Raw genomic sequence first — 21,579 nt, 5'->3', positions numbered from 1 at the left:
ATGACCGAGCACGAGCATGTACGGGTGGCGGTGGTCGGCTCCGGGTTCGGAGGTCTCGGAGCCGCCGTGCGGCTGCGCCGCGAGGGTGTGACCGACTTCGTCGTCCTGGAGCGGGCGAGCGGCGTCGGCGGCACCTGGCGGGACAACAGCTACCCCGGCTGCGCCTGCGACGTGCCCTCCCACCTCTACTCGTTCTCCTTCGCCCCCAACCCCGAGTGGCCGCGCACCTTCTCCGGCCAGGAGCACATCCGCGCCTACCTGGAACACGTCACCGACCTCTTCGGACTGCGCCCGCACCTGCGCTTCGACTCCGAGGTGAAGGTGATGCGCTGGGACGACGAGAAGCTGCACTGGGAGATCGAGACCGCGAGCGGCACCCTCACCGCCGACCTCGTGGTCTCCGCCACCGGGCCGCTCTCCGACCCGAAGATCCCGGACGTGCCCGGCATCGACACCTTCCCCGGCAAGGTCTTCCACTCGGCCCGCTGGGACCACGACTACGATCTGCGCGGCAAGCGCGTCGCCATGATCGGCACGGGCGCCTCGGCCATCCAGATCGTGCCCTCGATCCAGCCCGAGGTGGAGCGGCTGACCCTCTTCCAGCGCACCCCGCCGTGGGTGATGCCGCGCATGGACCGCGCCATCAGCGGAGCCGAGCGCTGGCTGCACCGGCGGCTGCCGTTCACCACCAAGGCCCGGCGCGGACTGCTGTGGGGCATCCGGGAGCTGCAGGTCCAGGCGTTCACCAAGCGGCCCGAGGAACTGGGCCTGGTGGAGAAGCTGGCCAAGCGGAACATCGCCCGCGCCATCAAGGACCCGGAGCTGCGCGCCAAGCTGACCCCGGACTACCGCATCGGCTGCAAGCGCATCCTGCTCTCCAACACCTACTACCCGGCGCTCGCCCGGCCCAATGTCGACGTCGTCGCCTCCGGCCTCGCCCGGATCGACGGCTCCACTCTGGTGGCCGCCGACGGCACCACCACCGAGGCCGACGCGATCGTCTTCGGCACCGGGTTCCACGTCACGGACATGCCGATCGCCGAGCGGGTCGTCGGCGCGGACGGCCGCACCCTCGCCGAGACCTGGAAGGACGGCATGCGGTCGCTGCGCGGCGCCACCGCCGCCGGCTTCCCCAACTGGATGACGATCATCGGCCCCAACACCGGCCTCGGGAACTCCAGCATGATCCTGATGATCGAGTCCCAGCTGAACTACCTGGCCGACTTCGTACGGCAGTTGGACGTGCTCGGCGGCCGGGTGGCGCTCGACGCCCGCCCCGCCGCGGTCGACGCCTGGAACGACCGGGTCCAGGAGCGGATGCGGCGCACGGTCTGGAACACCGGCGGCTGCAACAGCTGGTACCTCGACGCCAACGGCCGCAACACCACCATCTGGCCCGGCACCACGACCGAGTTCCGCGGCGCCACCCGGCGCGTGGACCTCGCCGAGTACGAGGTGCTGCGGGCGCCCGTCGCCGCTTCCCCGGCGCAGGAGAAGGCGGAGGCCCAGGCATGAGCCCGATCACCCACGTGACCAGTGGCCCCTACGCGCCTCCCGTGCCCGCGCGGGTGCTGACGGTGGACTCCGCCGACGGCGCCCGGCTGCACGTCGAGGTGCACGGACCCGAGGGCGCTCCCACCGTCGTCCTCGCGCACGGCTGGACCTGCTCGACCGCCTTCTGGGCGGCGCAGATACGCGACCTCGCGGTCGACCACAAGGTCGTCGCCTACGACCAGCGCGGGCACGGACGCAGTCCGGCGAGCCCCGCGTGCACCACCGACGGACTCGCCGACGACCTGGAGGCGGTGATCCGGGCGACGCTCGCCCCCGGCGAGAAGGCCGTGTTCGCCGGTCACTCCATGGGCGGCATGACGCTGATGGCGTCCTCCGGGCGGGCCGCCTTCCGGGAGCACGCGGCGGCGGTCCTGCTGTGCAGCACCGGCAGTTCACGCCTGGTCGCCGAGTCCCTGGTGATCCCGCTGCGCGCCGGACGGCTGCGCACCCGGCTCACCAAGTCGGTGCTCGGCTCCCGGGCGCCCCTCGGGCCGGTGTCGCCGATCGCGAGGCGCATCCTCAAGTACGGGACCATGGGCCCCGGTTCGTCCCCGGCAATGGTGGAGGCGTGCGCGCGGATCGTGCACGCGTGTCCGCGCCGGGTGCGGTACTCCTGGTCGCAGGTGCTCGACCTGCTCGATCTCGACCACGGCGTAAGGGAGTTGCGGGTGCCGACGGAGGTGCTGGTCGGTACGGCGGACCGGCTGACGCCCGCCGTGCACGCCCGCGCGCTGGTCGCGGCGCTGCCCGAGTGCGTCGGCGCCACCGAACTGCCGGGCCTCGGCCATATGACGCCCATCGAGGCGCCCGAGCTGGTGACCGCCCGGATCCGCGGGCTCGTCACCACCTACGTACAGCCCCTGCGGCAGGAACAGCCGCTCGGACACGACGAGTTGAAGGAGGCGGGCGCATGAGCAGGGTGAGCCTGGAAGGACAGGTCGCGGTGGTCACGGGAGCCGCGCGGGGCGTCGGCGAACTCCTCGCCCGCAAGCTCTCCGCGCGCGGCGCCAAGGTCGCCCTGGTCGGCCTGGAGGCGGACGAGCTCAAGCAGGTCTCCGAGCGACTGCACAGCGAGAGCGACCACTGGTACGCGGACGTCACCGACCACGAGGCGATGGTGCGGGTCGCCCAGGAGGTCAAGCAGCGCTTCGGCAAGGTGGACATCGTCGTCGCCAACGCCGGTGTCGCGAGCGGCGGTCCCTTCGTGGACTCCGACCCGGTCGCCTGGCGGCGCGTCATCGAGGTCAACCTGATCGGCTCGGCCGTGACCGCCCGCGCCTTCCTGCCGGTGCTGATGGAGAGCCGCGGCTATCTGCTCCAGATCGCCTCCCTGGCCGCGATCACCCCGGCCCCCATGATGTCCGCGTACTGCGCGTCCAAGTCGGGCGTGGAGGCGTACGCGCACAGCCTGCGCGCCGAGGTCGGGCACAAGGGCGTCCGCGTCGGCGTGGGTTACCTCTCGTGGACCGACACGGACATGGTGCGGGGCGCCGACCAGGACGACGTGATGCGCGAGCTGCGCCAGCGGCTGCCGTGGCCCGCGAACAAGACGTATCCGCTGGGTCCTGCGGTCGACCGGATCGTCGCCGGGATCGAGCGGCGGTCGAGCCATGTGTACGCGCAGTGGTGGCTGCGGGGCATGCAGGGCGTCCGCGGGTACCTCCCGGCGCTCATCGGGGCCGTGGGGCAGCGGGAGATGCGGCGCTTCGAGCCGCGGCTGACCGGGGTCTCCAAGGGGCTCGTGGGCGCAGGCGGCGCGGCGGACGAGACGGAGCGCCGGACCCCGTCCCCGTGAGCCCACGGGCCCCTCGCCAGGCCCCTGTTCACGGTGCGTGATCGGTCGAAATGCGCGGTGTGTCCGCCCGTGCAACTCTGGTCGAGCCCCGATCCCCTCACCCACTACGGGAGTGAATTTCCATGGGCATGAAGGACCAGTTCCAGGACAAGTCCGAGCAGCTGCAGCAGCAGGCGAAGAAGAAGTTCGGCGAGCGGCGCGACGAGGCGGGCGAGCGCTCGTCGCAGGAGCGCGACCGTGCCCGGCAGGGTGCGGAGCACGCTCAGCAGGACGCGCGTGACCGCCTCGACCAGGACTACGACGCCTGACCGTTGCGCCCGGCCTTGGCCGGAACAGGGTGCCCTCCGCGAGGGGGGCACCCTTTCGGCGTGCCACGCGCCGCGGCCACCGTGCGCCGCTCGGCCCGTCGTGCGCGGGGGCGGCGGCTCAGCCCGTCGTGCGCGGTGGCAGCGGTGGCCGGGCGCGGTCGGGGACGTCCGAGAGGTCGGGCGGGGCGGCGGCGGGGTGGGTGGACAGCAGCTCCAGGGCCAGCTGGACGGCGTCGTCGAGCTGGGCGTGGCGGCCCTCGGCCCAGTCCAGCGGGGTCCGCAGGATCTCCAGGTCGGGGGAGACGCCGTGGTTCTCGACCGACCAGCCGTAGGCGTCGAACCAGGCCGCGTTCATCGGGACCGTGATGACCGTGCCGTCGCCGAGCTGGTGCCGGCCGGTCATGCCGACGACTCCGCCCCAGGTGCGCTGGCCGACCACCGGCCCCAGCTTCAGCAGCTTGAACGCCGCCGTGATCATGTCGCCGTCGGAGGAGGTGGCCTCGTCCGCGAGGGCGACCACCGGACCGCGCGGCGCGTTGGAGGCGTACGAGACCGGCTGGGCGTCGCGGGTCAGGTCCCAGCCCAGGATCCGGCGGGTCAGCGTCTCCACCACCAGTTCGCTGATGTGGCCGCCCGCGTTGCCGCGCACGTCGACGATGAGCGCGGGGCGCGACACCTCCATGCGCAGGTCGCGGTTGAACTGGGCCCAGCCCGAGCCGCCCATGTCGGGGATGTGCAGGTAGCCGCAGCGGCCGCCGCTCAGCTCGCGCACCACCTCGCGGCGCTTGGCCACCCAGTCCTGGTAGCGCAGCGGCCGTTCGTCGACCAGCGGCACCACGGCCACCCGGCGGGAGCGGCCCCCGCCCTCCGCCGGGGTGAACGTCAGCTCCACCGTCGTACCGCCCGCACCCGCGAGCAGCGGGTAGGGGCCCGCGACCGGGTCCACCGGGCGGCCGTCCACGTGGGTGAGGACCGCGCCCTCGCGGATGCCCGAACCGGCCAGCGGTGAGCGGGCCTTGGAGTCGGAGGAGTCGCCGGGCAGGATCCGCTTCAGGGTCCACCGGCCGTCGCGGCGGACGAAGTTGGCGCCGAGCAGGCCCTGCCGGCGCTGGTAGTGGGGCGGGCCCTCGTTGCGGCGGGCGGCCGAGACGTAGGCGTGCGAGGTGGCGAGCTCGCCCAGCACCTCGCGCAGCAGGTCGGCGAACTCGTCGGGGGAGGCGACCCGTTCGACCAGCGGACGGTACTGCGCGAGGACCGCGTCCCAGTCGATCCCGCACATGTCGGGGTCCCAGAAGTAGGCGCGGATGAGGCGGCCGGCCTCCGCGTACGCCTGGCGCCACTCGGCGGGCGGGTCGACCTCGTGCAGGATGCGGCGCAGGTCGATCCAGACGGTCGAGTCGCCGTCGCCGGACTCGGTGGAGGGCACGGCCCGCAGGTCTCCCTCGTCGGCGACCACGAGCCGGCTGCCGTCGCCGCTGACCGCGAAGAAGTCCAGGTGGTCGACGAGTTCGGACTTCTTCGCCTTGGCGATGCTGAAGTACTCCAGGGTGGGGCGGCCGGTCGTGTCGTCGGGGTTGGCGAAGGTCTCGCCGAGCGCTCCGGAGATCGGCCAGCGCAGCCAGACCAGCCCGCCGCCCGCCACCGGGTACAGCGCCGAGTACTTGGAGGCGGTCACCGGGAAGGGCGTCACCCGGCTCTCCAGGCCCTCGGTCTCGACGGTCGTCGTGCCGCCGCCGTCCGGTCCGTCCTCGACCGGGTCGAGGCCGCCCGCGACCGGCCGCCCGTCCGGGTTCAGCGCGAAGGGGGAGGGGGTCGCCGACGAGAGGGGCACGAGGTAGGGGCGGCAGCCCAGCGGGAAGGACAGGTCGCCGGTGTGCACGTCGTAGACCGGGTCGAAGCCGCGCCAGGAGAGGAACGCCAGATAGCGGCCGTCCCGGGTGAACACCGGGTTCTCGTCCTCGAAGCGGCCGTTGGTGACGTCGACGACCAGGCCGTCCTTGATCCGGGCCATCTTGATCTGCCGCAGCGACCGCCCGATCCCCGGGTGCGACCACGTCAGCCAGCTCCCGTCCGGCGAGAACGCCAGGTCCCGCACCGGCCCGTTGGCGGACCGGACCAGCTCCACCACCCGGCCCGCGTCGGCCGGCTCCCCGGTCCCCTCCGGCGCGGCCTCGCCGTCTCCCTCCGGCGCCGCCTCCTCCTCGGGCTCCTCCGTCACGTCGATCAGCAGGACCCGTCCGTCGTGCGAGGCGACGGCGAGGCGCTCGCCCCGCGGGTCCGACACCAGCTCCAGGACGCGGCCCAGGTCGCCCGCGGCGGGCCGGCGCGGGGCGCGGTCGCCGGTGGCGCGCGGCAGATGGGCGATCTCGACGGCGTCCTCGCCGTCCGCGTCGGTGACGTAGGCGACCTGGCCGCCCGAGCCGAGCATCTCCGGGAGCCGGACGCGTACGCCCGGGGTGTCGGTGATGGTGCGCGCGGGGCCGTCGCGGTGGGTGAGCCAGTACAGGGAGCCGCGGACGACGACGGCGCTGGCGCGGCCCGTCTCGTCCACGGAGATGCCGTCGACGTGCTGGGCCGCGGGCACCTGGTAGCGGCGCCGCCCGGCGCGCGGACCGCCGAGGCGGACGTCGATCCTGCGCGGCACCGAGTCGGCGGCGAGGTCGTCGACGATCCACAGGTCGCCGGCGCACTGGTAGACGACCCGGGTGCCGTCGCTCGACGCGTGCCGGGCGTAGAAGGCGTCGTGGTCGGTGTGCCGGCGCAGGTCGGAACCGTCGTACGCGCAGGAGTAGAGGTTGCCGATGCCCTCGTGGTCGGAGAGGAAGGCGACGCGTCCGCCGACGAACATCGGCGAGTGCAGGTGCCCCTGGAGACCGGCGAGGAGCTGCCGTCCGTGCAGCCACAGCCGTCCCGTCGCCCCGCCCCGGTAGCGCTTCCACGCGGCGGGCTCGTGCGGCGGGGTGCCGGTGAGCAGGAGGGTCCTGCGCTCACCGTCGATGTCGGCGACCTGGATGTCGGAGACCGGGCCCCAGGGCAGCCGGCGGCCGGGGTCGCCGTCGGTGGGGACGCTGTAGGCCCAGGTGAAGTAGGAGAAGGGCTGGCCGTGCGAGGCGACGGCGAGGACGTGGCAGATCCCGTCCTTGTCGGGCGGTGCCCAGCCGCAGACCTGGGTGTCCGCGCTGCCCCAGTAGGTGAGCCGCCGGCCGGGGCCGCCGTCGACGGGCGCGAGGTGGATCTCCGGCACGAGACTGCGCCAGCTCGTGTACGCGATGTGGCGGCCGTCGGGGGAGAAGCGGGGGTGTCCGACCTTGGTGCGGTCGACGGTGAGGCGCCAGGCGCGTCCCGCCCCGTCGAGGGGGGCGACCCACAGGTCGTCCTCGGCGGCGAAGCACAGCAGGTCACCGCTCAGGTGCGGGAGACGCAGATAGCCGGGGGCGGTCTCGTCGGTGGTCGCCTTCTCGTGCTCGTCGCTCACCTCCCCATGCTTTGCCGACGACGGGGTAGCGGCAAGTCGGGTGCCTCCGGGTACGGTCGTGACCGAGGACACGTACGAAACGGTTTCGTTTCGCTGCCGGGAGGGGTATCTTCGGTGGCGTACGGACGCGGTGGAGCGTACGGAACGGTGTCGTTCGAGGTGGAGAGGTGAGTGGGATGACTGAGGCCGCAACGGTGCGTCGCAGTCGCATCACGCCCGAGCGCGAGGCCGAGCTGTACGGGGCCGTGCTCGATCTGCTCCGCGAGGTCGGTTACGACGCCCTGACGATGGACGCCGTCGCCGCCAGGACCCGGTCCAGCAAGGCCACCCTCTACCGTCAGTGGGGCGGCAAGGCCGAGCTGGTCGTGCGGGCGATGCGGCACCACAAGCCGCTCAGACTCGCCGACCTGGACACGGGGTCCCTGCGGGGCGACTTCCACGCACTCGCCTCCCGGCACGACGACTGCCAGATGGAGCAGGACTCCGCGCTGATGCGGGGTCTGGCGATGGCGGCGCACGGAAACCCCGATCTCCTCAAGGCCTTCCGTGAGTACCTCGTCGAGCCCGAGAGGGAAGAGATGCGCAGCGTGCTGCGGCGCGCCGTGGAACGCGGCGAGATCCGTGCGGACAACCCCGCCGCGGAGTACGTGATGCACATGATGATCGGCGCCTTCGCGGCCCGCACCATGATCGACGAACTGCCGCCCACGCAGGCCTTCCTCACCTCGTACATCGACGCCGTGGTCCTCCCCGCTCTCGGCGCCTGACCCTCCCCCCCAATCCCCGTTGTGTCCCTGTCCCACCTGACGCGACCGCTCACGTCGTCGGGCTGATCACCCCTGCCGTTCCCCGTGCCCCATCGGGTGAGCGCACCAGCCCCCTGCCGTCCACGACCTGACCGGGAGTACGCCTTCGTGGCCACGTTCCTCTACAAACTCGGCCGACTCGCCTTCCGGCGACGCCACTTCGTCGCCCTGATCTGGGTGGCCCTGCTCACGCTCGCCGGCGTCGGCGCCGCCTCGGCGCCCACCGCGGGCTCCAGTTCCTTCTCGATCCCGGGCACCGAGGCGCAGAAGGCCTTCGACCTGCTGGAGGATCGTTTCCCCGGTATGAGTGCCGACGGGGCGACCGCACGCGTCGTCTTCAAGGCGCCCGACGGCGGGAAGATGGCGGACGCGCCCAACAAGGCCGCCGTGAAGAAGACCGTCGAGGAGCTCGGCGACGGCTCCGAGGTCACCTCGGTCACCGACCCCTTCAAGGCCAAGACCATCAGCAAGGACGGCACCGTCGCGTACGCGCAGGTGTCGTACGAGGTCTCCGGCATGGAGCTGAAAGAGGTCTCCAAGGACGCCCTGAAGGAGGCCGCGCAGGACGCGCGGGCCTCCGGGCTCACCGTCGAGATCGGCGGTGACGCCCTCCAGGCCGTGCCCGAGACCGGGTCCACCGAGATCATCGGCATCGCGATCGCCGCCGTCGTCCTCGTGATCACCTTCGGTTCGCTGATCGCGGCCGGGCTGCCGCTGCTGACCGCGCTGATCGGCGTCGGCATCGGCGTCTCCACGATCACCGCCCTCGCGAAGGCGCTCGACCTCGGCTCCACCACCTCCACGCTCGCGATGATGATCGGCCTCGCCGTCGGCATCGACTACGCCCTGTTCATCGTCTCCCGCTACCGGGCCGAGCTGGCCGAGGGGCGCGAGCGCGAGGAGGCGGCCGGACGGGCCGTCGGCACGGCGGGCTCCGCGGTCGTCTTCGCCGGCCTCACCGTCGTCATCGCCCTCGTGGGCCTCGCCGTCGTCAACATCCCGATGCTGACCAAGATGGGCGTCGCCGCGGCCGGCACGGTCGCCATCGCCGTCCTCATCGCCCTCACCATGATCCCCGCGCTGCTCGGCTACGCGGGCCGCAAGGTGCAGCCCGCCGGCCAGAAGAGCCGGCTGCTGGGCGGCGGCCGGAAGAAGGCACGGGAGGCCGCCTCCGGGGAACGGCCCAACATGGGCACCCGCTGGGCCCGCTTCGTCGTACGCCGTCCCCTGGCCGTCCTGCTCCTCGGCGTCATCGGCCTCGGTGCCGCCGCCGTCCCCGCGGCCTCGCTGGAACTGGGCCTGCCGGACGACGGCTCGCAGCCGACGTCCACCACCCAGCGCCGCGCCTACGACCTGCTGTCCGAGGGCTTCGGGCCCGGCTTCAACGGCCCGCTGATGGTCGTCGTCGACGCCAAGGCCGCCGACGACCCGAAGGACGCCGTCGCGGCGGTGTCCGGCACCGTCAAGAAGCTCGACGACGTCGTCTCGGTCTCCCCGGCGACCTTCAACAAGGCCGGCGACACGGCCATGATCAGTGTCGTCCCGGACTCCAAGCCGTCCTCGGTGCGCACCGAGGACCTGGTCCACGAGATCCGCGACGCGGGCGGCGACATCAAGGCCGACTCCGGCGCGACGGTCCTGGTCACCGGCTCCACGGCCATGAACATCGACTTCTCGCAGAAGCTCAACGACGCCCTGGTCCCGTACCTGGCGCTCGTGGTCGGCCTCGCCTTCCTCCTGCTGATCGTGGTGTTCCGCTCGATCCTGGTCCCGCTGAAGGCGGCCCTCGGCTTCCTGCTCTCGGTGATGGCCGCGCTCGGCGCCGTCGTCGCGGTCTTCCAGTGGGGCTGGCTGGCCGGACTGATCGGCGTCGAGGAGACCGGCCCGATCATGTCGATGATGCCGATCTTCATGGTCGGCGTGGTCTTCGGCCTCGCGATGGACTACGAGGTGTTCCTCGTGACCCGGATGCGCGAGGCGTACGTCCACGGGGAGCGGCCCGGCCAGGCCATCGTGACCGGCTTCCGGCACGGCGCCCGCGTGGTCACCGCCGCCGCCGTCATCATGATCGCCGTCTTCTCCGGCTTCATCGGCTCCAGCGAGTCCATGATCAAGATGATCGGCTTCGGTCTGGCCATCGCCGTCTTCTTCGACGCCTTCGTGGTCCGCATGGCGATCGTCCCCGCGGTGCTCGCCCTGCTGGGCAAGCGGGCCTGGTGGCTGCCGAAGTGGCTGGACCGGGCGATCCCGAACGTCGACGTCGAGGGCGAGGGGCTGCGGGCCCACGACTCCGACGGCCCGAAGGACGACGACGGGGACCGGGAGCTCGTACGGGTCTGACCCGGACTCCCGCCCTCTCGCCGGCCGCCGGTGAGGCCCCCCGCACGGGGTGCCCTCACCGGCGGCCGCCGCCGTCCCGGGGTACGCCGCCATCCCGTACGCCGGGGTCAGGTACGCCGGGGTCAGGTGGACCCTCCCCGGCGCTCCCGGGGCCGGTGATCCGCACCTCCGCCCAGACCGTCTTGCGCGGGGGCGGCCCCGAGGACACGCCCCAGCGGTCGGCGAGGGCGTCCACGAGCAGCAGTCCCCGGCCCGACGCGGACTCCGGGGACACCTCCCGCGGGAGGGCGGGCAGCCGGTCACCGCGCGTGTCCGTCACCTCGACGCGGAGCGTGTCGCCGACCACGTAGAGCGTCAGCCGGAAGTCCCGCCCCGGCACCCGGCCGTGCGTCACGGCGTTGGCGGCCAGCTCCGCCACGATGTGGGCCGTCCTGGCCGACGGCAGCTCCCAGCAGCGCAGTTGCTCCACCGCGAGCAGCCGCGCCAGGCGGGCGCCGCGTGGGGTGGGGGACAGCAGGACGCTGAAGTTGCGCGGGGGATGGGCGAGTTGCGGCCGCGGCCCATGGGTCTCTTGATTCACGTCACTCAGCGTGGCCGACCCCGCTCGCTCGGAGCGGCCATCACCACGGTACGTACGGGGACTGTCCGCTCGCTGTCCCGCTCTGTCCGGGCTGTCCGGAGTGCCGTGCGGGTAGGGCTGGGGGTTGGAAGGGGGTGGGCGTGAGCGGTGACGAGGGTGTGGACGAGCCGGGGTGGGATGTCAGCCCGGAGGACGAGATCGCTCCGGTGGTGGAGGCGACGGGGCGCCAGATCCGGCTCTGGCGCGAGGCCGCGGGCCTGCGGGCCGCCGACTTCGGGGATGCCGTCGGCTACGGCGAGGACCTGGTCCGCAAGGTGGAGCGCGGGGCGCGCATCCCCCGCCCCGAGTTCCTGGACAGGGCGGACGAGGTCCTGAACGCGGGGGGCCGCATCCGCGCGTTCCGCGAGGACATGGAGAAGGCCCGGTACCCGAGAAAGGTACGGGAGCTGAAGCTGCTGGAGGAGCGGGCGGTGGAGATTGTCGCCTACGGCGACCACAACCTGCATGGTCTCTTGCAGACGGAGCAGTACGCTCGCGCCCTCTTCGAGATGCGCCAGCCCGCGTATTCACGTGACGAGGTCGAGCGGGCGGTGGCGGCACGCATGGCACGGCAGTCCGTCTACGACCGCGACCCCGCTCCCGCTCTCGTCTTCGTCCAGGAAGAGGTGACGCTACGGCGGCCCCTCGGGGGGAGAATGGTGATGCGCCGCCAGCTCGAACGCCTGCTGGAAGTTGCGCAGTTGAGGAACGTCACCGTTCAGGTGATGCCTACGGACCGCGAGGAGCACGCGGGTATGCAGGGCGAGACCCAGGTCCTGAAGTTCGAGGACGGCTCGGCAGTGGGGCGCTCCGAGGGGGCGTTCAGCGGCCGTGCGGTGTGCGAACCGAGGCAGCTTCGGATCCTGGAGTTACGCCATGGCATGATCCGGGCTCAGGCTCTCACGCCCCGGGAGTCGACGGCCTTCATCGAGCAAGTGCTGGGAGAGACATGACACTTGGGACCTCTGTCGAGACCGTCGCCGGGCTGACGTGGATCAGAAGCAGCTACAGCGACAGCAGTAACAGCAGCGAGTGTGTCGAGATAGCCACCACCCCGTCGACGATCCACATCCGAGATTCCAAGAACACCCGGGGCCCTCGCGTCACGGTGGCCCCGGTCGCGTGGGTGGAGTTCGTGGGGTACGTGTCCGCCGAGTAGGAGGACGTGCCCCCCGCGTTGGCCGGATATGCATTGCGACTGCAATGACCCCCTGATACACATGGATCTCCTGAACACACGCGTGAATCACGGGGGTTGGCGTGACAGGCTGGGACATCGCGCCCGCAGGAGTGCAGTCGGTGATCTCCAAGGTGCGGGACTCCGCCGACGGAATGAACGCGGGAATCACGCTGTACGGCCAGTCCGTGCAGGGTGCCATGGAGTCGGCCGGGACCCTGACGTTCGGCGGTGAGGCGGGTGCCGCCGGCCAGGCGGCAGGCCTCGTCGCCGTGGCGCTGGGCCAGTTCGTCCAGGGGACCGAGACGGACGTGGCCTTTTTGCCGTTACGTGCGAGCAACTCGGCAAACGGGGCGGTGGAGGCGACCAACGCCTATGTCGCGGGGAACCTGGAGCAGGCTTGGAACGCCCAGCGCCAGGCGATGTTGGCGCCGGATGTGACGTCATTGCTGGCGGCCGCTCATAAGAAGGCGGGCGGCGGCGAGTGATCAGTCCGGAGAAGATACCGACCTTCACCGGAGATCTGGTCGAACTCCAGCGCGAGATCGGTTTGATGCGCCAGGCGGCGCAGGCGATACGCGAGCACGGTGCTGATGTGAACGCGCGCTTCCAGCATCTCGACGCTTCCTATAGCGCCCCCGAAGCGGGACAGCTGTTCGCGACCACTCAGGCCGTGGAGGAAACGGCGAGTTCTTTCGCGGACGACCTGGAGACGGTTGCGGGCGCGCTGTCCGACTACGTGGTCGAAGTCGCCGAGATCGTCAAGCGACTGGAGTCGCTGCGCGGACAAGCAGCGGTGTTCGTGGAATCCGTTCAGGGTGATCAGGGCGCCTTCCGGGACTGGACGAGTGATCAGGACAAAGTCGACGAGCACCAGGCGATCTGGAACGGAGTGAACGCGGCTGTCGCGGCCTTCCAGGCGGCCGAGGTGGCCTGCGCCGACAGGATCACCGCGACGGTTCAGGGGACGCGGTGGCACATCGACGACGGGAGTCCGAAGCAGAAGAACGCCTATGGCTTCAGTGCAGACCAGCTGGGGCAGGCCGACGAGCTTCCCTGGGGCAGCCCGGCACACCACACCTCGCTGCCCTTCGGAATGGACTACCACCTAAGGGAGTTCGGCGTCAGCGTCTACGACAACGCCGCGGGCGCGGTGGAGGGTCTGGTGAATCTCTTCAGCCCGGGTGAGGAGGGGGACGCGACGAGGGACGGCCTGGGAAGGGTGTTCATCGGCATCGGCGGCTACGCGCTGGATCCGTTGAACGAACGGGACGACCTCAGTCCGGGGTTCGACCGGTTGCTGGACGAGAACAGGCCGTACGCGAAGGAGTTCGCCAAGTCCTTGGTCGGGTGGGACGACTGGGGGACGAACCCGGCGAAGGCCGCCGGCACCGTCGTCTTCAACGGCCTCACGCTCGGAGCGGGCCCCCTGGGTGCGGCGTCCAGAGCGGGTGGCGCGGCGGGTAAGGCGGGTGCGGGCGCGCGGGTCGCGGGCGGCCTGGCCAAGATCGGAGAGGTCCTCGACCCGATCGGCGCGGCGACGAGGACGGTGGGAGCGGCGGCGCGGATTCTCCCTAAGGTCTCCGAGCTGACTTCCGGCATCCGAGCGGCCACGGACGTGGCCGGTGCCTCGGAGGCCGCGCACAGCGTCATACGTCTCTCCGACGGGTCGCAGTTGCGCGTCTCGGACGGTGAGTTCATCCCCGGCCGCGGGGGCGTCGCCGACACGAGCCCGGCCCCGCACGAGCCGTCGGCCGCGGCCCGGGCTCCGAAGGTCGAGACCGCGCGCCCCCGGGACCTGGTCGGCGCGGGAGCCCGCGCCCCGGAGGCCACGGCCCGCACGGGCGACGACCTTCCTTCCCAGGCCTCGCACGACGCCGCGGACCGAATGAGTCCTCACGACAGTGCCCACGCCGGGCACGTGGACTCGGGTGGCGGGCACGGGCCCCAGCAAGCCGGGTCGGGGACGCACTCGGGGGGCGGGCACGGCAGCGGTGGTTCCGATACCGGCCACGGCTTGCCTGCCGAGCCGGAGCCCGCACCGGCGGCCGATCACGCGGGAGTTCCCGGGAATACCCATGGCGGTCCTACCGATGGTGATGTGCCCGATTCCGCTTCCCCAGAGCCTCTGGAGCTGGGCGGCGAGGCCGAGCACCGGCTGCGCGAAGGAATTCGCGGCATCCCCAAGAACACCATGAAGCCCAAGGTCGTCGAGAAGATCGTGGAGAGGCTTGGTGCGTCGCCTTCCGGGCGGGAAGTCGCCGACATCATCAGCTCCGGCCACCTGTCACAGGCGCCCGGGTACAAGGACACCGTCTCCATGCTGGGCTCCGGCCGCGCCGACCAGTTCCCGCGTGCGGTGGACCAGTTGCGGCTCGGGGACCAGTTCTACCGAAGCGGTCTGCGCCAGATCGAGTTCGAGGTCAAGAATCCGGCGATCAAGGCGGATATCGATGTGAGGGTGACCGACGACGCGGGCAGGCGCTACGGCTATCAGATGAAGCGGTTGAACAACCCCAAGAACCCGTTCGACTCGATCACCAAGCCTGACAACCTGGGCCAGCTGACCAAGTCGGCGGCCGACAGCAAGGTCATGCTCATCGACGGTCAGGGGACAATCGCCGAGTGGGAAGCCCGCGGGATCCCGGAAGAACTCCTGCAAGTGCACCGTGGCGAACATCCGTTCAAGAGCGAAAAGGGGCGTGGCATCCTGTTCGTGCTGCGGCTCGACGACGGGACGATCGTCATTCCGCCGGGCTCCAAGGTCGATCCGCGAGGTGTTCTGTGATTACGACGATTCCCGTCGGCAGCTGGTCGTGGGAGACCAAGACGCAGGCGTCTGGGGACGACCTCCTGGCTCGGGCCACCCGGCAGGTTCTCGACGGCTGGTCCACCCTGAGAGCGCTCGGACTCGCCGAAGGTGAAGCGCGTGCTGAACTCACGGTCGGTGCCAAGGACGGGGAAGCCGTTCCGGCCCGTGTGAAGGGACGGCGGGCGCAGTTCGAGGCTGTCCGTGCCGGCGAGGGGCTGTTCGACGGCCTCACCGCGATCGACCGGAGCAGCATCCGAGTGGTCACGGTCGACGTGTCCACACCCGGGACGAGCTTTGTCGGCGGCGGCCCCCGCCGAGTCGAGAAGTTGTTCATGCTCTCCGTCGACGCGTGGGCGAGCGGCGCGGGCACGCTGACACTCCACACCTTCTCGGACGCCTGGCTCTCCCATGACCTGCGCGGCCACAAGCAGCCCGAGGTCCGGCAGGAGAACGCGCCGCGTCTGAGGTCCGCGCTCGTCGCTCTCAGCCGGCTGACCGAAGCGGAGGTCATTCCGGCCGACCCCACTGCCTATGGCATTCCGACTGAAGCCGGTTTCGAGGACCTGCCGGACGAGGACCCGGATCTTCTGGATTCCTGGTACATGTTCGAGGTTCCGCGTCGTACCGCGCGGATTCAGGCGGAGCTGCCTCCAGGCACGGCACTGTTCGCGGCCGAGACCGACTCGCCCGTCGAGTCTGTCGAGGTTGCTCTCGGCGGTCGGGTCGTCGGCTACCTGTGGGCGGCTGATGGCGACGCGGCCGCGGGCTACGAGCCGTACACCCCGGCCGGTGACGTGGCGCTCGACGTCGCGGCCTCCTGGCTCACACGCCTGGGTGAGGCGAAGCAGCGAGGGTTGCCGCCGTCGCGGGCCTTGAGGGAGTTGTCGAAGTGGACTGGTGACTCCCGTGCCGGCGCTGTCGTCGCGGCGTCCCGTCGCGTCTTCTCCTCGCTGGAGGAGCTTCAGGACCTCTCCGGCCGTGAGTGACCGGCAACAGGACGTAGGAGCCACGAGCCCCTCCCACCTCCAGGACCGGTGATCCCGTGACCCACGACGTCATAGCCCTCACGCCGCTCATGCCGGATCCGCTGACCCTGCTGGCCGGGTTGCACGCCGGTGGGCCGGAGTTGCAGGTGGAGAGGGTGGCGGGCGGGGCCGCTGTCCGGCTGTGTGCGGCGGACGGGCGGGCGCTCGTGGCCGTCGAGGCCCCCTGCCTCGTACAGGTGCCGGGCGAGGCTGCCCGGTTGCTGGGACCGGACATGGCCTGCGACGCCCCGTTCTGGTGGACGGAGGCGCGGGCGGTCACGTCCGTCGAGGAGGCCGGACGGTTGGCCGGGTCCGTCGCGGGGCGGCTGACCGCGGTGCTGGGCGGTGCCACGTGGCCGCGGGACGTCGCGCACACGGGAGTCGTGACCGTGCCACCGGCCGGCATTCCGGAGGACCAGGCATCCCCGGACGGTCCCGACATCGTCACCGACCGTGCGGCCGTCGTCCTCCAGGACCGTCCCGTCATCGCCGCCACGACCTGGCTCATCGACGCTCTGCGCACCGCCACCGCTACGGGGCGCGAGCTGCAGATCGTCACCCCGCCCGGCGCCCGGCTCACCATGCCCACCCGCGGCCTGCTGACCCGGCTTCCCTCCCGCTGGGTCGTCCGGGACCCCGGAGACGGCTACTACGACGGGCTCACCGGCGCCGTACTGCACTGGCACGAGGGGCGGTTCACGCCGGTCGCGGTGGCGGAGGAGTCCGGCTCGACCGCGTCGGCCTTCGACGGACCGCATACCGCCGGGGACGACGGCGAGAAGCAGCTCGTGCTGTCCATCCGCACCACCCACCCCGCGGACGAGCACCTTCTGCTGGGCGGCGCGCTGGAGGCCGCTTGCGTGGCGCTCACCGGAGTCGCGCCGCTCGGCTGGTCCACGGCCGAGCCCGTCAACCTGCCGTGGTCGACACGGCAGTTGACCGAACTGGCCCGCGCCAGGGCCCGTAGGTCGGCTGCCACCTGGCTCGTCGCAGTGGGCGACCCCGCCCGGCCGGCGATCGCAACTCTTCGCGTCGCACATACGCCCGCGGGGATCGAGGAACACGTCGGTCTCGCCGTCGGCTACTCGTCAGGCCGGGCTCTGCCGGTGGACGCGGTCACCGGCCTCGCCGAGATCCTCGCGACCAGGCACGGCCTCACCTCGATGCACGTCCACAGGCGCGCGGCCCCCGCCGACCTCACCATCCGGCCCCGCCGTGAAGCGCCCGCGACGCCTGTGGCGTTCACCCTGGGGCCCGACGCCGTGCAGGCCGCCGGCCGAGCCGCCGCGGAAGGAGTGGCGGACCCGCGCCCGCTCCGTCTGGGCCCCGCGTCCCGGCCCGCACTGCACTACGCCTTCGCGGCGGCGGACGAGGGCAGAGCCCGGCAGCAGCTCCGGCGGGTGTCCGCGCCCCGCGTCAGTGCGCCACCGGCGTGACCTCCGCCGCCAGGTACGTCCGGCGGAGGAAGCGGATCAGGGTCTTCGCGTCGAACTGGACGACCGCCGTTCCCTTGGGGGAGTGGAATTCCATGATCGCCTGGACTCGGCCGCAGGGCCAGATCTCCACGTCGCCGCTGCGGACGGGGGCGCGCAGGCCCCGTTCCAGCAGGTCGCGGGTGAACTTCCACTCGTGGGGGCCGGGCAGGCCGATCCGGACGACGCGGGGGTCGGCCTCGGGGTCGTAGCGCAGGACGACCGGGACGGCGTTCTCGCCCTCCTGGGACCCCGTGACTATGTGGACTCGCGCGTACTGTTCGACGACGGACATCGGACGGCTCCTCACGCTGCGTGACCTGAGCGGAGGCTGTGCGTCCGCTTCTTCTCCAATGTCCCATATTTCCCGAAAAGTGGCCCCGGTCGGCGCCCGGTCACCGGGACTATTCATGAGGCACCGCTCTTGCAAGCTATTCGCAACAAGGCGCTATCCTCGTACGGTGCATGTGCCTGACGGATTCATCAACGCCCCGGTCTCCGCGGTCACCGGCGTGGTCGCCGCCGGTGCCATCGCCGTGAGCCTCAAGGGGGCCCGCCGCGAACTGGACGAGAAGACCGCGCCGCTCGCCGGACTCGTCGCCGCCTTCATCTTCGCCGTGCAGATGCTGAACTTCCCGGTCGCCGCCGGGACCAGCGGCCATCTGCTCGGCGGCGCCCTGGCGGCGATACTCGTCGGCCCCTTCACCGGGGTCCTGTGCGTGTCCGTCGTGCTGCTGATGCAGGGCATCCTCTTCGCGGACGGCGGCCTGACCGCGCTCGGCGTGAACATCACCGACATGGCGATCGTCACGACGGTGCTGTCCTACGCCGTCTTCCGGGGACTGGTGAAGGTGCTCCCGCGCGGACGCCGCTCCCTCACCGCCGCCGCCTTCGTCGCCGCGCTGCTCTCCGTCCCGGGCGCCGCCGTCGCCTTCACCCTCATCTACGCCGTCGGCGGCACCACGGACGTCTCGATCACCAAGGTCGCCACCGCCATGATCGGCGTCCACGTCCTCATCGGCCTCGGCGAGGCCGCGATCACCGCGCTCACCGTCGGCGCCGTGATCGCCGTACGGCCGGACCTCGTGTACGGAGCGCGGGGCCTGCGGCAGCGGCTGAAGCTGCGCGTGAACGGGGAGCTGGTCGACGCCCCCGGCACCGTCGCCGTCCCGGTGGCCGCCCGGACCTCCCGGCGCGGGGTGTGGGCCGCTGGCCTGGCCGCCTCCCTCGTACTCGCCGGGTTCGTCAGCTTCTACGCCTCCGCCAGCCCCGACGGACTGGAGAAGGTCGCCCACGACCAGGGCATCGACAAGAAGGCGGAGGAGCACGCCGCCTCCGGCTCCCCGCTGGCCGACTACGGCGTCAAGGACGTCTCCGACGCCCGGATCTCCGGCGGCCTCGCGGGCGTGATCGGCGTCGGCGCCACCGTGGTCGCGGGCAGCGGCGTCTTCTGGGCGGTCCGCAGGCGGCGTACGGCCGACGCCACGCCCGTGTCCCTCCCCGAGGGCGTCTGAGATGGGCGCGGGCCACGCCCACAAGCTCTACCGGCACGGGCACTCGGCCGTGCACGCCCTGCCGCCGCACACCAAGCTCGCCGCGGCCTTCGGCTTCGTGGTCGTCGTGGTCTCGACCCCGCGCGAGGCGATGTGGGCGTTCTCGCTCTACGCGCTGCTCCTCGCGGGCGTCGCCCACCAGGCCCGCGTCCCCGCGCCCTTCCTCCTGAAGCGGCTGCTGATCGAGGTCCCGTTCGTCGCCTTCGCGGTGCTCATGCCGTTCGTCGCGGAGGGCGAGCGCGTGGACGTGCTCGGCCTGTCCCTGAGCGTCAACGGCCTCTGGGGCGCCTGGAACGTCCTCGCCAAGGGCACCCTCGGCGTCGCCGCCTCCGTACTCCTCGCCTCCACGACCGAGCTGCGTGAACTGCTCCTCGGACTCCAGCGCCTGAAGCTGCCGCCGCTGCTCGTGCAGATCGCGTCCTTCATGATCCGCTACGGCGACGTCATCACGGACGAGATGCGGCGCATGCGCATCGCCCGCGAATCGCGCGGGTTCGAGGCCCGCGGCGTCCGGCAGTGGGGCGTCCTCGCCAAGTCGGCCGGCGCGCTCTTCATCCGCTCCTACGAACGCGGGGAGCGCGTGCACCTCGCCATGGTGAGCCGCGGATACGCCGGTTCGATGCCGGTGATCGACGAGGTGACCGCGTCCCGGGCGCAGTGGACGTACGCCCTCACCCTCCCCCTCGCCGCCCTCGTCGTCTGTCTGCTGGGATGGACCCTGTGACCCCGTCTGGATGGACCCCGTGACCCCCACCGCCGTGACGCCGCCCTCCCTGGACGTGGCCGGGCTGGCCTTCGCCTACCCCGACGGCCACCAGGCCCTGTTCGGCGTCGACTTCACCATCGGGCGCGGCGAACGCGTCGCGCTGCTCGGGCCGAACGGCGCCGGCAAGACCACCCTCGTGCTGCACCTCAACGGCATCCTGACCGGGGGCGCCGGGACCGTGACGGTCGCCGGACTCCCCGTCGGCAAGAAGCACATGGCTCAGATCCGCCGCAAGGTCGGCATCGTCTTCCAGGACCCCGACGACCAGCTCTTCATGCCGACCGTGCGCGAGGACGTGGCCTTCGGGCCCGCCGCGGCGGGCCTGCGCGGGGAGGAGCTGGAGGCGCGGGTGCGTACGGCGCTGGAGCGGGTCGGCATGGAGTCCTTCGCCGACCGTCCGCCGCACCACCTCTCCTTCGGCCAGCGCCGCCGGGTGGCCGTCGCCACGGTGCTCGCGATGGAGCCGGAGATCCTCGTCCTGGACGAGCCCTCCTCCAACCTGGACCCCGCCTCGCGGCGCGAACTCGCCGACATCCTGCGCTCGTTGGACGTGACCGTGCTGATGGTCACCCACGACCTGCCGTACGCCCTCGAACTGTGCCCCCGCGCCCTGATCCTCAGCGAGGGCGTCATCGCGGCCGACGGGAAGACCGGCGAGCTGCTCTCTGACGACGCCCTGATGCGCGGCCACCGGCTGGAGCTTCCGTTCGGCTTCGACCCGCGCTCCGTGACAATGGGCGCGTGACGAACGAAGAGACGGGCCCGGGCGGTCCCGCGGCGCCGGAGGTCCCGGCGGGCTCGCTGCTGCTCGACGACCAGCTGTGCTTCGCGCTGTACGCCGCCCAGCGCGCGCTGACCGCCGCGTACCGCCCTCTCCTTGAGGATCTCGGGCTCACCTACCCGCAGTACCTGGTCATGCTGGTGCTCTGGGAGCGCGGCGAGACCACGGTGAAGGACCTGGCGGGCGCCCTGCGGCTCGACTACGGCACGGTGTCGCCGCTCCTCAAGCGCCTGGAGTCGGCCGGGCTGCTGCGCCGGGAGCGGTCGGCCCGCGACGAGCGGTCCGTGCTCGTGGCGCCGACCGGGCGGGGCGAGGCGCTGCGGGAGCGCGCGGAGCACGTGCCGCGGGCCCTGTCGGCGGCGACCGGCGTGAGCGGGGACGAGGTGGCCCGGCTGCGCAAGGAGCTGTGGGAGCTCGCCCGCCGTGCGGAGAGCGCCGCGGGTCGCTGACACCGGGGGCCGCCGTCCCGGGGCGGGCCGCGAACTCCGGTGCGCGCGTGGGTTACCGGCGGTCGCTACCCCCGGGTAACGAGGAGTCCGTACCACTAGGTACGTTGTGGGCAATGTAGTTGCGCACACCTTTCCAGGGGAGGGCCGGCCATGAGTGACGGCACCGCTGTCGACACGCGTCCCACGAAGATCATGTACGTGGCCGAGGCCACCGCGCACGGGGGCCGGGACGGCTACGTGACCAGCCAGGACGGCCGGCTGGAGCTGCGGGTCGCGATGCCGCCCGCGCTCGGCGGCGACGGCGACGGCACGAACCCGGAGCAGCTGTTCGCGGCCGGGTACAGCGCCTGCTTCCACAACGCGCTCGTGCTCGTGGGCCGCCGCGCGGGATACGACCTGTCCGGTTCCGCGGTCGCCGCGAAGGTCGGCATCGGCCCCAACGCCCGGCACGGTTACGGTCTGGCGGTCGCCCTGAACGTCTCCCTGCCCGTCGTCGACCAGGAACTCGCCGCCCGCCTCGTGGACGAGGCCCACCAGGTCTGCCCGTACTCCAACGCCACCCGCGGCAACATCGACGTCACGATCCTGCTCGGATGACGCGGGCGCAGGAATCGGGCGGGACGCGCCGCTGTTGCACCCGCTGGCGC

At 71.8% G+C, this 21,579-nt stretch carries 20 protein-coding genes; 17 read left to right on the top strand and 3 right to left on the bottom strand.

Features of this window, described 5'->3' with window-relative positions; translation table 11 throughout:
• The 4 genes from ACFYQQ_RS22190 to ACFYQQ_RS22175 all read left to right on the top strand — a co-directional run bounded on the left by ACFYQQ_RS22190 (position 1) and on the right by ACFYQQ_RS22175 (position 3,657).
• Positions 1-1,515: an NAD(P)/FAD-dependent oxidoreductase gene (locus tag ACFYQQ_RS22190; RefSeq protein WP_355792046.1), complete on the top strand. Its 1,515-nt coding sequence runs from the start codon at positions 1-3 to the stop codon at positions 1,513-1,515.
• Entirely contained in the window at positions 1,512-2,468 is a 957-nt protein-coding gene (locus tag ACFYQQ_RS22185) for an alpha/beta hydrolase (RefSeq protein WP_355792049.1), read from the top strand. The genes ACFYQQ_RS22190 and ACFYQQ_RS22185 overlap by 4 nt, the downstream gene beginning before the upstream one ends.
• Positions 2,465-3,349 (top strand): SDR family oxidoreductase, encoded by an 885-nt coding sequence (locus tag ACFYQQ_RS22180; protein ID WP_388905002.1) that lies wholly within the window; start codon positions 2,465-2,467, stop codon positions 3,347-3,349. Before ACFYQQ_RS22185 ends, ACFYQQ_RS22180 begins: the two co-directional genes overlap by 4 nt.
• Positions 3,350-3,471: 122 nt before the next feature.
• Entirely contained in the window at positions 3,472-3,657 is a 186-nt protein-coding gene (locus ACFYQQ_RS22175; protein ID WP_355785278.1) for a hypothetical protein, read from the top strand.
• A 118-nt stretch (positions 3,658-3,775) separates the two neighbouring features.
• On the opposite strand, the gene ACFYQQ_RS22170 is transcribed toward ACFYQQ_RS22175, so the two are convergent.
• Positions 3,776-7,132 (bottom strand): S41 family peptidase, encoded by a 3,357-nt coding sequence (locus tag ACFYQQ_RS22170; RefSeq protein ID WP_355785281.1) that lies wholly within the window; start codon positions 7,130-7,132, stop codon positions 3,776-3,778.
• Between the two features lie 176 nt (positions 7,133-7,308).
• Between ACFYQQ_RS22170 and ACFYQQ_RS22165 the strand changes: the two genes are divergently transcribed.
• Positions 7,309-7,899: a TetR/AcrR family transcriptional regulator gene (locus tag ACFYQQ_RS22165; RefSeq protein WP_355785283.1), complete on the top strand. Its 591-nt coding sequence runs from the start codon at positions 7,309-7,311 to the stop codon at positions 7,897-7,899.
• 147 nt (positions 7,900-8,046) lie between these two features.
• Entirely contained in the window at positions 8,047-10,278 is a 2,232-nt protein-coding gene (locus ACFYQQ_RS22160) for an MMPL family transporter (protein ID WP_355785285.1), read from the top strand.
• Between the two features lie 55 nt (positions 10,279-10,333).
• Here the strand turns inward: ACFYQQ_RS22160 and ACFYQQ_RS22155 are convergent, their stop codons facing one another.
• Complete coding sequence (locus ACFYQQ_RS22155) at positions 10,334-10,858, bottom strand: ATP-binding protein (RefSeq protein ID WP_355785288.1); 525 nt, start codon at positions 10,856-10,858, stop codon at positions 10,334-10,336.
• 140 nt (positions 10,859-10,998) lie between these two features.
• On the opposite strand from ACFYQQ_RS22155, the gene ACFYQQ_RS22150 reads away from it, so the two are divergent.
• The 6 genes from ACFYQQ_RS22150 (at position 10,999) to ACFYQQ_RS22125 (ending at position 17,347) form a co-directional block, all read left to right on the top strand.
• On the top strand, positions 10,999-11,850 hold the full coding sequence (locus ACFYQQ_RS22150; protein ID WP_355793819.1) for a helix-turn-helix transcriptional regulator: 852 nt from the start codon (positions 10,999-11,001) through the stop codon (positions 11,848-11,850).
• Positions 11,847-12,056: a DUF397 domain-containing protein gene (locus ACFYQQ_RS22145; protein WP_355793817.1), complete on the top strand. Its 210-nt coding sequence runs from the start codon at positions 11,847-11,849 to the stop codon at positions 12,054-12,056. Before ACFYQQ_RS22150 ends, ACFYQQ_RS22145 begins: the two co-directional genes overlap by 4 nt.
• A gap of 101 nt (positions 12,057-12,157) precedes the next feature.
• A complete protein-coding gene (locus ACFYQQ_RS22140) occupies positions 12,158-12,562 on the top strand; it encodes a DUF6507 family protein (protein WP_355793815.1) in 405 nt (134 codons plus the stop codon).
• Positions 12,559-14,862: a hypothetical protein gene (locus ACFYQQ_RS22135; RefSeq protein WP_388905001.1), complete on the top strand. Its 2,304-nt coding sequence runs from the start codon at positions 12,559-12,561 to the stop codon at positions 14,860-14,862. The genes ACFYQQ_RS22140 and ACFYQQ_RS22135 overlap by 4 nt, the downstream gene beginning before the upstream one ends.
• A complete protein-coding gene (locus tag ACFYQQ_RS22130; RefSeq protein ID WP_388905000.1) occupies positions 14,859-15,872 on the top strand; it encodes a hypothetical protein in 1,014 nt (337 codons plus the stop codon). Before ACFYQQ_RS22135 ends, ACFYQQ_RS22130 begins: the two co-directional genes overlap by 4 nt.
• Positions 15,873-15,928: 56 nt before the next feature.
• Positions 15,929-17,347 (top strand): DUF6177 family protein, encoded by a 1,419-nt coding sequence (locus tag ACFYQQ_RS22125; protein WP_355787864.1) that lies wholly within the window; start codon positions 15,929-15,931, stop codon positions 17,345-17,347.
• On the opposite strand, the gene ACFYQQ_RS22120 is transcribed toward ACFYQQ_RS22125, so the two are convergent.
• A complete protein-coding gene (locus tag ACFYQQ_RS22120; protein ID WP_355787861.1) occupies positions 17,328-17,678 on the bottom strand; it encodes an SsgA family sporulation/cell division regulator in 351 nt (116 codons plus the stop codon). The two genes, ACFYQQ_RS22125 and ACFYQQ_RS22120, sit on opposite strands and share 20 nt — an antisense overlap.
• A 166-nt stretch (positions 17,679-17,844) precedes the next feature.
• On the opposite strand from ACFYQQ_RS22120, the gene ACFYQQ_RS22115 reads away from it, so the two are divergent.
• The 5 genes from ACFYQQ_RS22115 to ACFYQQ_RS22095 all read left to right on the top strand — a co-directional run bounded on the left by ACFYQQ_RS22115 (position 17,845) and on the right by ACFYQQ_RS22095 (position 21,529).
• Complete coding sequence (locus tag ACFYQQ_RS22115; RefSeq protein WP_356163963.1) at positions 17,845-18,897, top strand: energy-coupling factor ABC transporter permease; 1,053 nt, start codon at positions 17,845-17,847, stop codon at positions 18,895-18,897.
• Between the two features lies 1 nt (position 18,898).
• Positions 18,899-19,660, top strand: a complete 762-nt coding sequence (gene cbiQ / locus ACFYQQ_RS22110) for a cobalt ECF transporter T component CbiQ (protein ID WP_355793072.1) — start codon at positions 18,899-18,901, stop codon at positions 19,658-19,660.
• 10 nt (positions 19,661-19,670) lie between these two features.
• On the top strand, positions 19,671-20,447 hold the full coding sequence (locus tag ACFYQQ_RS22105) for an ABC transporter ATP-binding protein (RefSeq protein ID WP_355793074.1): 777 nt from the start codon (positions 19,671-19,673) through the stop codon (positions 20,445-20,447).
• Positions 20,444-20,932, top strand: coding sequence for a MarR family winged helix-turn-helix transcriptional regulator (locus ACFYQQ_RS22100; RefSeq protein ID WP_388904999.1), 489 nt, complete (start codon positions 20,444-20,446; stop codon positions 20,930-20,932). Before ACFYQQ_RS22105 ends, ACFYQQ_RS22100 begins: the two co-directional genes overlap by 4 nt.
• A 150-nt stretch (positions 20,933-21,082) precedes the next feature.
• Complete coding sequence (locus tag ACFYQQ_RS22095) at positions 21,083-21,529, top strand: organic hydroperoxide resistance protein (RefSeq protein WP_355793102.1); 447 nt, start codon at positions 21,083-21,085, stop codon at positions 21,527-21,529.
• Positions 21,530-21,579 lie beyond the last annotated feature (50 nt).

It is taken from the genome of Streptomyces sp. NPDC005496 (assembly GCF_042872045.1).
GTDB lineage: Bacteria > Actinomycetota > Actinomycetes > Streptomycetales > Streptomycetaceae > Streptomyces.
Note: the sequence above shows the minus strand (reverse complement) of the source record. Positions and strands in the feature narration are given on the sequence as shown.